The 12,121-nt window shown below is 60.8% G+C and carries 7 protein-coding genes; 2 read left to right on the forward strand and 5 right to left on the reverse strand.

Annotated features, from left to right (window positions below):
- The 3 genes from J2X76_RS28785 to J2X76_RS28795 form a co-directional block, all read right to left on the reverse strand.
- Positions 1-3,824: DUF5801 repeats-in-toxin domain-containing protein (locus J2X76_RS28785; protein ID WP_310220968.1), on the reverse strand; the 3,824-nt coding region annotated here is incomplete at its 3' end.
- A gap of 625 nt (positions 3,825-4,449) precedes the next feature.
- Positions 4,450-6,081, reverse strand: a complete 1,632-nt coding sequence (locus J2X76_RS28790; RefSeq protein ID WP_310220971.1) for a glycosyltransferase family 39 protein — start codon at positions 6,079-6,081, stop codon at positions 4,450-4,452.
- A gap of 8 nt (positions 6,082-6,089) precedes the next feature.
- Positions 6,090-7,118: a glycosyltransferase family 2 protein gene (locus tag J2X76_RS28795; protein ID WP_113285229.1), complete on the reverse strand. Its 1,029-nt coding sequence runs from the start codon at positions 7,116-7,118 to the stop codon at positions 6,090-6,092.
- A 217-nt stretch (positions 7,119-7,335) separates the two neighbouring features.
- Between J2X76_RS28795 and J2X76_RS28800 the strand changes: the two genes are divergently transcribed.
- Entirely contained in the window at positions 7,336-7,899 is a 564-nt protein-coding gene (locus J2X76_RS28800; protein ID WP_113129024.1) for a GtrA family protein, read from the forward strand.
- Positions 7,880-9,007 carry a hypothetical protein gene (locus J2X76_RS28805; protein ID WP_310220975.1) on the forward strand — a complete coding sequence of 376 codons (1,128 nt, stop codon included), beginning with the start codon at positions 7,880-7,882 and terminating at the stop codon, positions 9,005-9,007. The genes J2X76_RS28800 and J2X76_RS28805 overlap by 20 nt, the downstream gene beginning before the upstream one ends.
- Positions 9,008-9,417: 410 nt before the next feature.
- Here the strand turns inward: J2X76_RS28805 and J2X76_RS28810 are convergent, their stop codons facing one another.
- Both J2X76_RS28810 and J2X76_RS28815 read right to left on the reverse strand, forming a co-directional pair.
- Positions 9,418-10,203: a response regulator transcription factor gene (locus J2X76_RS28810; RefSeq protein ID WP_113129026.1), complete on the reverse strand. Its 786-nt coding sequence runs from the start codon at positions 10,201-10,203 to the stop codon at positions 9,418-9,420.
- A 226-nt stretch (positions 10,204-10,429) separates the two neighbouring features.
- Positions 10,430-11,836: a glycosyltransferase family 4 protein gene (locus J2X76_RS28815; RefSeq protein ID WP_310220977.1), complete on the reverse strand. Its 1,407-nt coding sequence runs from the start codon at positions 11,834-11,836 to the stop codon at positions 10,430-10,432.
- Between the last annotated feature and the right edge of the window lie 285 nt (positions 11,837-12,121).

The raw sequence follows: 12,121 nt of genomic DNA on the forward strand, positions 1-12,121 counted from the left end.
GACTTGTTCTCTTCGGACGTTCCCGCAGTCGAATGCGCAACCGGTGCGCCCAGTTCGAACGAGTAGGAACCGTCCGCCTTGATCACCAGGATCGCAGCCGGCGTGCCGGCCGGATAGTTGAGGCTCGTCGCCGTATAGGTCGTGACGCCGTCGGCGCCGCGCACGCCGGCGCTCCACGACACCGATTCCGTCTGCGCAAAACCGTTGCCGTCCTTGTAGACGACGCTGAAGCCGGGAAGATCGACCGCAAGCGTGCCGAGACCGTCGGCGCCCATCCTGAACAGCGTGCCCGCACCGCCCGTGACGATCTTGACGTCCGGGGACGTGTCATTCGTGCCGCCGAGGTTGACCGGCGTGAACTCGCTCTGCGCCTCGTCGTCAAGCGTCGCGGAACCCGATACATAGGAGAGAACCGGTCTCGGCGTATCGTCGTTGACGTCGATATTCAACGTGCCCGTGGCCTGGTCGCCGTCGCCGTCCGTCACCGTGAAGCCGATCGACAGAGTGTTATTTTCCTCGAATGCCGGCAGCGTCTTATCATGCACGACGGGGGCTTCGACGGTGAAGTTATAGGAACCGTCGGCATTGATGACCAGCACCGCGGCAGTCTGGCCGGACACGGCACCCGTTGCCGTGAAGGTCGTCGAGCCGTTCCCGCCCTTGACGCCCTCGCTCCATTCGACGGCTTCCGTCTTGGCAAAACCACCCTCTTCATAGATCACGCTGAAAGCCGGGCCGTTGATCGTAACCAACTTCATGCCGTCTGCGCCGGCCGTGAACAGCGCACCCGCCGCACCCGTTGCAGTGTTTGTATTCGGGCTCACATCGCCAAGCCAGCTCGTGCCCGAATTGCCATTACCCTGCGCCTCGTCGTCGAGCACTGTCGCCGACGTCACGACACCCTTCGATACAGGCGTGTCGTCATCGACATTGATCGTCAGCGTGCCGGGCGTTGCCGCCGCGTCGCCGTCCTTGTCGGTGACCTGGTAGGAAACCGTGAACTGGACGTTGTCCTCCGTGCCCGGGATCGTGCCCTGCGGATGGTTGATCGGTGCGAGCTGGGTGACCTCATAGGCACCCGTCACCGTGTCGGTGATGGTGATCGAGACGACCGCGCGTTCGCCCTGGAAAATGGTCATCACCTTGCCGTCTTCGGACGGCGTCGCGGTGAAGCCTTCAGGCAGCGTCAGTCCGTTGGAAAGCCACAGCACCGAACCGGCACCATCGGCACCGTAGGCATGTGCAAGCACACCCGTGGCGTTGACGGGGTCGGCATCATCGCCGTTGCCGTTCGGATTACCGCCGGCCAGCGCGTCGTCGTCGAGCTGAACCAGCGCGTTCTCGCCGATCGTCGGGATATCGTCATCGACATTGATCGTCAGCGTGCCCGGCGTTGCGGCCGCGTCGCCGTCCTTGTCGGTGACCTGGTAGGAAACCGTGAACTGGACGTTGTCTTCCGTGCCCGGGATCGTGCCCTGCGGATGGTTGATCGGTGCGAGCTGGGTGACCTCATAGGCACCCGTCGCCGTGTCGGTGATCGTGATCGAGACGACCGCGCGCTCGCCCTGGAAGATCGTCATTACCTTGCCGTCTTCGGACGGGGTGGCGGTGAAGCCTGCAGGCAGCGTCAGGCCGCTGCCGATCCACAGGACCGAACCGGCGCCGTCGGCACCATAGGCATGTGCAAGCACACCCGTGGCGTTGACGGAGTCGGCATCGTCGCCGTTGCCGCCTTCGATGCCGCCCTTCAGCGCATCGTCGTCGAGCTGAACCAGCGCGTTCTCGCCGATCGTCGGGATATCGTCATCGACATTGATGGTCAGCGTGCCCGGCGTTGCGGCCGCGTCGCCGTCCTTGTCGGTGACCTGATAGGAAACCGTGAACTGGACGTTGTCTTCCGTGCCCGGGATCGTGCCCTGCGGATGGTTGATCGGCGCAAGCTGGGTGACCTCATAGGCACCCGTCACCGTGTCGGTGATGGTGATCGAGACGACCGCGCGTTCGCCCTGGAAAATGGTCATCACCTTGCCGTCTTCGGACGGAGTCGCGGTGAAGCCTGCAGGCAGCGTCAGGCCGCTGCCGATCCACAGAACAGAACCGGCGCCATCGGCACCGTAGGCATGTGCAAGCACACCCGTGGCGTTGACGGAGTCGGCATCGTCGCCGTTGCCGCCAGCAATACCGCCGGTCAGCGCGTCGTCGTCCAGCTGAACCAGCGAATTCTCGCCGATGACCGGAATGTCGTCATCGACCGTGACGGAGAAGCTGCCGGTCTGCGAATCGCCGTCGGCGTCCGTTGCCGTATAGTTGAAAGTCAGCGGGAGAGCGTCGCTTTCGGAAGCATGGTCAAGCGCACCCTTCAGCTCGAATGTCGCCGTGCCGTGTTCCGAGGTCGGATCAAGGGTGACGGTGAAAACCGCCGGACCTTCGACGCTGCCCTTGAATGCGGTGATGGTGACGATGCCATTGGCCGAGACCGTCGGCGCACCATAGACGACCGCAACGCCGCCCGAAGTCAGCCCCTGCGGCAGGCCGTCGCCATTGAACGCAATTGAACGGCCGAAGGTATCGCCTTCCGACTCGCCCTTCATATTGGCGTCGGCACCCCAGGAGATACCGAGGGCCGCCGACGTGACGAGGCTCTCATGCGATTCGCCTTCGTCATTGCCGCCTGCAAGATCGTCCTCGTTCACCGAAGCGAGCGTCACCGGACCCGTGATCGACGGACCGTCATCGGCGATATCGATCATGAACGAACCGGTAGACGCATCGCCGTCCTTGTCGGTCACCGTAAACGAAAAGTTCAACCGCAGAATATCGTCGGCGCTGGTCTGGTTGCCGTCCGGATGATCGAGCGGCTGGGACTGCGTGAAAGTGAACTCGCCGGTTACGGCATTCGTGACCTGGAGCGTGAACACCGTGGTGGTGACGCCGCCAACCGTGATCGTTCCGGTTACCGTCAAGCCGTCCACGGACGTCGTCACGGTGACAGGATGTCCGCCCGAGGAGAGTGCTTCCGTGTCGCCGGCGGTCGGGGTCGGCCCCTCGTTCAGGTCGTTGGCATTGTTGAAATTGACCGAAGTCACAATTCCGAAGTCGTCGCCGCCGTCAAACTGCAGCACGCCGGTGATCGTCTCGTTGCCCGTGATGCCGTCGACCAGCACCGATTCCGTCAGGCCGAACGGCGTAGACATGTCGACCGCGATCGGCTGATCGTCTCCCGTCGTCTGGGGGCCGCCGGGGCCGCCGTCGCCGAATTCCGTGTCGCCGAGCAGCGAGGCCAGCTGAATGGGGCCATTCTGGCTCTGCTGGATCGAGTCTTCGAATTCGGCGCCGGAGCTGTCAGGACGGCCGGTCGCGCTGAAGGACCCATCCGGACCGGCTGCGACGTTGATGCCGCTGTCTTCCAGTGCCGCGAAGAGAACCTGCTGGGGAACCTCCACTTCGCCGATCAGCATGGTCGGGATCTTCGCCGCGCCGTTGACGATGACGACCTCGGTGCCGTCCGCCTGGACCAGGATCAGGTTCGCGCCATCGACGCGGACATCGTCGATCGAGACGTTTGCCGCAAGATGAATGACGTTGTTGGCGTCCGGGGTCACCTGCGCGGCCGGAGCGGCAGGAGGAGCGGCCGGCGCGTTCGGATCTGTCGGAAGGCGGCCTGTCGTCGGGGTGCGGCCGTCACCGGCCTGCGCCACCTGGATCTCATGCTCGATCGGCGAAGGCGTCGAAGAAGAAGCGATCTCCTCCTGGATTTCCGACGAGAAATTCTCAGCCAGATTTTCTTCCGAAATGCTCGACAGGCGCGGATCTTCAACGGACATGACTCTAACCCCCAATAAAAACTGTGCCGCAATCAACTCCGCCCCCAAATATAAAGCAAGAGTTCCTTAACCTTCGGGATATAGCCGGTTATGTGCTGGAAAAGGAATTATTCACGGAAGGTTAACTGCGGCGGCAGAAGACGTATTAAAGCCACACATCTTGCCCCTTCCGGACGGAAAACATGGTTTTCAAATGGTAACCGGGGTGGTTGTTACGGCCTTGCGCCCAGCCTGATCCGGATACCGCGCCACTCGGGCGGTCGATTCGCAGACGGATGGCGGCTGATTCGAAGGCCGGTCTTGTGAGGCAAGGCGGCGGGAGAGGCACACTCTGCGTATGATTAAAACAAGCAAACAGGCCATAGCGCCAGGTTTTACCCGACCCAGTAAGCGCCATTTGCTTTCGGAAAATCTGTCGGCCGGCGACAGGCGTCGTTGAATATCCCCACACCCTGAAGCAAATCGCCCGTGGATCAGAAAACAAGACACCAACTATACTGTATAGAATTTTATTAAATTTCTTCTCATCCCGTTCGGCGATACGTCATTTCGCGCCATACCGGCCACCCGAGATGGGTGAGATCCATGCCGATCGCCGGTGAAATCCACCGACATCGGCAGGAAACTATACTTTCGGCACGAACCCCACGTTACGGCATTGCATGAGCCGGTTGCCGCCAAGCGCAATATCGGCGTCGTTTTGGTAGGCGGAAACGCCGTTGTCATGTCCCGTTTCCACCGCGACGCAGTCGGCTTTCGGCGGGTTGAGCATCCAGAACCCCGGCAGGCCGGATGCGACGTCCTCGGCAAAATACGGATAGATCCTACGCCCTCCGACCTGTGCGTAGTTCGCTCGCCCGAACAGCCCCAGGCTCGCGGCACCGACGCCCTCCAGTTTCTGCTTGATCCGCAACATCCCGTCCCTGACCGGAGGCTGGACATCGAGTGCGCTCCGCCTGCCCTCTCCGTTGTTCAGGTAGCGCAGCACCGCCCAGAATTCCGAAGGCCCGTTGGTCATCATCACGGCATCCGTTGGAGAGCGTGCCTCCCATGCCGCGACGATCTCCCGATATCCCCGCTTTTCGAAGCGCACCGTGTAGTTGATACCGCCCGCCACCATGACGATGGCGATCGCGGAAACGATCATGCGCTGGGCAATGGCCGGAGCCCTGAAGACCGCATCCGCATAAAGCGCCAGCGAAATGGCGAGGAACGGCAGGAAAAGCCCAAGTGTTCGGTAGATGAAGACGGGTTTGGCAAGCAGCGAGATGGCAAAGAGCACGACGAACGGCAAAAGTACCAGCATGCCGCCGATCCAGCGGGCCCGGGGATCCGAAAGCGGCAGGAGCGTTACCAGCGGCAGGATCAGGAAACCCGCAACGGTCGGCCACGGAAATTCGAGGCCGAGAAGCGTCAGCGTCAGATGGATGCCGATGGTCGGCAGGTCGAAGCCTGCGATCCCCTCCGTCTGGCGGATCGCCCCGATCACCAGCGGATAGACGGCGGCAAGGGCCACCACGAGATAGGTGGCGACCAGAAACAGGACATCCCGGCCCGTCGCACGCTGCCTGAGGCGGATCGCCGCCTGCAGAAAGAGGAAGAAGGCCACGAAGAACCCGAGCCCGTGTGTCAGGGTGACGGCCAGCCCCAGGCACAGCGCTGCAACCAACCTTCCCCTCGATGCATGACGATCTGTCACCATCGCCTGCAGCACGTACCAGAGACCGATCTCCAGTATGGCGAGCATCGGGTACATGCGGACATTTTCCGCGAAAAACAGCTGCAGCGGCATCACGGCGAAGATCGCGCCTGCCCAGAGCGCGACGCTGCGATCGAAGATGCGCCTGCAGGCCTCATAAATCGCCGCGATCGACGCGATGCCGAGAAGCGTCGAGTTGAGGATGTACCAGCGATCGCTGTCGCCGAGCGCCGCCCACAGATGCAGCTGGACATAGTAGAGCGGCGGATGCGTATCGAAACGCAAGGCCGCGAAAAGCAGATCGGTGAGCGGGCTCTCGGCCAGCGCAACGGAAAAAATCTCGTCTTCCCATAGCGAGGCATCGAGAAAGAGATTGAAAATCCGCAGCGCTATTCCGGCAACGATCAGCAGCACGAGAAAGATCGCGACGGAAGGCCATCTCCGCGCCGCGCCCTGCAGGCTTTGCGGCTTCTTGGTCCCCGGCGGCGATGTTTCGTATTGGCCGGGCGCCTCGTCGCGCCTGCTTGTCCCGGGATAGGCGCTTTGCGCGGTGTCCATGTTCACACTCATGTCGTGGCACGCCGGCGGCGGACTCTCGGGCCGATCGAAACCAGATTGTTCTGGGGAGCCTGTGCGGCGAGGTCCCGCCGCACGATATAGATCGGCCGCTGCTTGATCTCGGCATAAACGCGCCCGAGATACTGGCCGAGTATGCCGATGCCGATCAGCTGGATTCCGCCGAGGAACAGCATGCTGACCAGCAGGGACGCATAACCGGGCACTTCCACGCCGAAATACAGCGTCTTGAATATGGTCAGCAGGCCATAACCGAAGGACGCAAGCGAGATCGAGGCCCCGACATAGGTCCAGATTTCGAGCGGCACGCTGGAGAAGGACGTGATGCCCTCCAGCGCGAAATTCCACAGCCGCCATCCGGAAAATTTCGAATGCCCGGCGACGCGGGCTTCCCGCACGTATTCGACGACCGTCGTCTTGAAGCCCACCCAGGCAAACAGGCCCTTCATGAAACGGCGTCGTTCCGGAAGCTGCCTGAGCGCATCGATCACCTGGCGATCAACCAGCCGGAAATCACCCACATTGGGCGGTATCTCCTGCGAGGCGATCAGATTGTGCAGCCGGTAGAACATGGATGCGGTGTAACGCTTCAGAAAGCCGTCGCTCGACCGATCCGCCCGCTTGGCCAACACCACGTCGAAGCCTTCGCGCCATTTCGCGACAAGCAAGGGGATGACGCTCGGAGGATCCTGCAGATCGACGTCAATCGGAATGGCGGCATCGCTCTGGCAGGCATCGAGCCCGGCCGTCATCGCCGCTTCCTTGCCGAAATTGCGCGACAGGTCGATGATCCGGATGCGCGGTTCACCGCGCTGCGCTTCCGTCAGACGATCGAGCGTCCGGTCCCGGCTGCCGTCGTTGATGAAGATGAATTCGAACAGGAGGCCGTCTTCGCGCAGGGGGTCGAGAGTTTCCTGAACCGCTTCGAGAAATGGGGCTATGGCCTCCTCCTCGTTGTGGACCGGTATGATCAGACTGATCGTCGATATGGGCCTGCTGTCAATTGGGCGCTTCGGCATCGCGGTCCTCGCGGGTTCGATGCGACAATCCTAGGCCGACACCTCCGCCCTTGCCCACTTATGCTTTTGATGGAAACGTTACGTCCGCGATGCGGCCAGCCTTACGCCTTTTGGGCAGGATGATGGCTCGGCGATCCGGCGTGTATGGTCGCCACAGGAGGATTTGGCGGGTCTTGCTGCCTGCCAGATCATTCGCACTCCTGACTGGGGCTGGGTGATGACTGAACTGGTTAGATCGAACGTCGGGACCGGCCGCAGATCCGAGGCGGCTGCGCTCATGGGGCAGATCGGGCGCTTCGGGACCGTCGGCGTGCTTGCGACGGCCGCCCATCTGAGCATCTATTCCGCGCTCGCGGAACTTCTGGGCGTCGAGCCGCTGACGGCCAATACCATCGCCTTTGTCCTGGCATTCGGAATTTCCTTCACCGGGCAGGCAGGCTGGACCTTTCGAGACGACCGGGAGGGCCGCTGGCTTACATCCGCGCGCCTGATCCGCTTCCTGGCCGCAAGTATAGCGGGTTTCTTCTTCAATACTCTGATCGTCTTCGTGATCGTCACGTCGCTCGGCTACCAGAGCATCTATGCCCTGCCTTTCATGGCGACCCTCGTGCCGGCGGCGCTTTTTATCCTCAACAAGTATTGGGTATTCGGCGGCGCCTCGGGCGCGACCCGGAAGGTTCGCAGCGGGCAACCGGAAAAGGATGGGCGCGGGAGCCCTGCGGCTGTGCCCGAGAATGCGGACGGGACGATGGAGAGGCCCGATGCTCCCGAACGGATCTAGAGCGGCCAGACGCCTCGTTGCCGCCTCTCTCGCCTGTCTGTTGTCCGGTGCGGCCCTGCCGCAGGAAATCCCGCCGGCCTCGCCCCGGAATTCCGCGCAGATTTTCTTCACCGGTCACAGCCTGATCGACAATCCCCTGCCCGACTGGGTCGAGCTGATCGCCAGGAGCCTGGGCAAGTCCGTCGCCTGGGAGGAGCAGATCGTCATCGGGTCACCGTTGCGGGCCCGCACCCGCGGCGACGACGCGGAAAGCAGCGGCTGGGCCGGATACAAGAACGGAAAGAACCGCAATGGCGACGGGATGGATGTTATCGCGGAGCTGCGCCACCCGACCCATGTTCGCACCGGCAGGCCCTACGACACTCTTGTCGTCGCGGAAAACCACGGATCGCTCGGCTCGATCATATGGGAAAATGCGATAGGCTATCTACGCCATTTTCACGACCGCCTTCTCGACGGGAACCCGCAAGGGCGAACCCTCTATGTCCACACCTGGCTGGATGTGGACAAGGATAATCCCACGCTGTGGCTGGAACACGAGACAAACGCCTCGACCGTATGGCAATGCGTCGCAGAAAAGGTGAGGCTGACGCTGCAGGCAGAAAATCGCCCGGCCAATCTCTCCGTCGTGCCGGCCGGATTCGCTCTCGTGCAACTGGTAAGAAAAACCCTGGACGGCGAGGTCGCCGGACTGAGCGGGAACACCCGCAAAAAGCTCGACCGGATATTCCGCGACAATGTCCACCTGACCGACATCGGCATCTATTTCGTGGCTGCGGTCCACTATGCGGCAATCTATCGCCAGTCGCCCGAGGGTGCTGCCGCACCGCCGACCGTGCCCCGCGATATTGCGAAGGAGCTGCAAAGCATTGCCTGGGCCGTAACCCGGGATTTTCTGAAGCGGGAAAGCTCGCACCCGCCGGACATGGCAGAATGCCGGCGCGTCATCGTCGAAAAGGTCTGCCGAAGCTACTGGACGCTTGCCGCCGAACCGAATGAGGTCGGACGCTGCCAGGGCTATTTCGCCGAAACCCATCCCAAAGCCGGAGACAACCCTTTCGTCTGGCCGGATCCGAACTGGAAGGCTCTGCCGAGACCGTCGCCTTAGCAGCGTGTGCTTCGCGGTGATGCCCGCAACGTCCAGGCGAACCGATGATTATCCGATCACCAGGATTATCTGGTCGCCAGGACGCACGGGATCGATCTCACGGCCGGCGTACCGAACCCCTTTCGGCATTGCCTGACCGCCAGATGAAGGCGCATGGATTGATCGAGCGTTGGCAGAACGTGCGCGCTGCGCCGTTCTTCTGATCTTTCGCCAAGTTATTGGCATGTGGACAACCGTCAGCTTCGGCCAACCCTCCTGCCGGGAGGTCTTCAGAGCCGGGGGCTGTCCCGCGGCAACGCCCCTGTCAGCGCTGACGTGGTTTCGTCATACTTGCTTACTGCAACTGCGAAGCCTCTGATTTCGCAGCCGTGATTTCAGATGTGGTCCGCCCTGTTCGAACCGCCGAACGGCTAGTTGGTCGCTCCGTACGGAAAGAGGTCATTGAGTTTATAGGCGACCTCGGTTCGATTGGTCGCTTTCAGCTTCTTCATGATGTTGCGGATGTGAACCTTGACCGTGCTTTCACGAAGATTGAGTTCGTAGGCGATGATCTTGTTTGCCTTGCCTTTGCGAAGGGCTTCGACCACCGCTTCCTGGCGCAGCGTGAACATCCCCGAGAGCGGCCGGTGTTCCGCCGACGGTGTCGCGGCGCTGACCAGATGGCGCATGGAGAGGACGCTGCTTGCCGGGACGAAAATCCCGCCGGCAACGGCCAGCCCGATCGCCTCCACGCAGACGCCGATACCGACGCAGGATGGAATGAAACCGCGAGCCCCGTATTCCAGCATTTTCACGACCTGTGCGAGATCGTCAGAGTCGGAAAGCACGATGATCGGCGGCGACTTGAACTCGGAGGTCAATTTCGAGATGTCGGTTGCAAGCGCAGTATCTTCAGCCTTGCGGCCACCTATATTGAACAGAACGGCTTGAACCGGCGGATAGAGGTCTTTTTCTACTTTCCATTCCTCGATGGAGCCAACAGCACAGACATCCATCTCGAGGCCGCGCCCGATAAGGGCTTTGGCAAGGCATTCACGATCAAGCGCTCTCGCGTCGATGATCACCAGGCATCCGTCATGGTTTATTCCCTGGGCGCCCCGATCGTCTCTTTCGGCGAGCTTTGGGATGTCATTCATAATGCGAAAGGATTCTGCCACAGCAGGAGAACGGCTGTAGCCGCTTGGTGTGGAACTCATTTTACCCCCTTACCTGAAGTCTAGGATGATTGTCCCCCTCAGGAACCGCAACCAGAAGTACGCCAACAGACTGTCTTATCACCTATCAACCTTTTATTAACATCAATATACAACCGATACGTAATTTAGTCTATCAGCAAGTAAGCAAATAGATAAAAATATTTATCAAAACGCAGGGCTAAGTTCTGATACGGAATTGCATATCTGTTTATAGTTAACGTGCACGTCAAAAGATAGGTTTCGGCCCGCGATACAGGATCCAGTTGTAAATCTCCGTCATCTGGGCAGCCTTGGCCTGCCAGCTGTACCTTTTCCGGACACGCCTCGAAGTTGCATTACTGAGCGAAGACACAAGTCCTGGATTGATTTCCAGGTATTCGAATGCCTTGGTGAAACCGGCAATCAAGCTTTCACGGTCCTGAAAATCGACGGCTATGCCGGACTGATCGTCGATGAGCTCCGGCGGGCCGCCGTAATTCGCAACGATCGGGACAAGACCCATCGACATCGCCTCCAAAACGACGCCCCCTCCAAACTCCCGGACGCTCGGGAGCGCCAGCACGTGATATCCGGCGAGCGTCGACGCCATGTCCCTTTGCTCCACCCACCCGGCAAACTTGACGGATTTCCAAAGCCCCTTCCGGCGCACCGTCTCTTCCAGCTCTTTTCGCTGCGGACCGTCGCCGACAATGAGAACCTCGATATTCAAGCGTCCGCGATAGGCAGCCACGGCCTCGATGAGGACGTCGGCGCCCTTATAGGGCACCAGCCTGCCGATAAAGGCGATCGCCAGCCTGTCGCCGGAGAGTTCCCGTAGTTGAAACGGAAAACGCTCCGGATCGGCCGCGTTTTCCGGAATGAGAAAAGCCCGTTCCGCACAGCTTGCCGGAAGTTCCCCGAGTGTGTGGCGGGATCCGGCGATAAGGGCTGCCGCCTCCGAGCGCGTCGCCCGGTAGGACGGCATCAGGAAGTGAAGCTTCCGGATTGCCGACAGCCATTCCCGCTCACGGCTTCGCACGTCGGAAAAGCCCTTCGGCCAGGGAACGCCGCCATTGAGAGGGCCGAGCACAAACGGAATGCCGTACTTTTTAAGCTTGCCCACGATCGGACTTTGGCTCGTGGGGCTGAGCGGAGTGATCCGGTGCACCAGATCGAATTCGCCGGCCATCAGCCGCTTGCCAAGCAGCCTCCAGACTTCGCGCTCGAAACTATAGTAGGAAAACGAGGAAAGGGCCGTCACCACCGTCCAGCCCTTGTTCGCGCCGCCCCGCAGACGCTCGCTGAGGCGATAAAAGGCCCGCGCCACTCTTTCGTTGTCGATGGCGATGAAATCGCGCTCCTCGACCAGACCGGCGCGCAACAGGGCATCCCGGTTGCGGATCTGCGTGACGAGCAGGGCGTCGGTTCTCTGCATGATGGCGTGGGCAAGGTTCCAGCCGACCAGCGGCACGCTGGTCCATTCCGGGTTCGCCGCCTCCGCGATCAGCAAGGGCCGGAGCGCCTTGCCTGGCGATTTCGTGATGCTGGAATGCGCACCGTTTTCGGTCCGGCGCTGTGGGGAAATATGATCTGCGGACGGCCATGCACGGGAGGCCGGGAGAAGGCTGTCGGAATCCGGGACTGTTACGCTCATCTGCAAAACCCTCTGCGATGGGAGTAGCCTCTACGGGGGACGAACCGCGCCATGCCCACAGCATCCGGTGAATTTATGGTTTTGCGCATGGAGTATTTCCACATTGCACTTGCTGAAATTACATGAATATGGCGGTTGAGTAATCGTTACCCCCGAGACGCCACAAGTATCTTCTGACGAATATGGTATTTCGAGCTCTCCTCTTCATCAATCTATCGGAAGTGGGAGAATGTTACCGCTTTAGGGGTAAGATGGAATCTTCCATCGCCGTCGCTCGGCTGAATT

The organism is Neorhizobium sp. 2083 (genome assembly GCF_031455615.1).
GTDB lineage: Bacteria > Pseudomonadota > Alphaproteobacteria > Rhizobiales > Rhizobiaceae > Neorhizobium.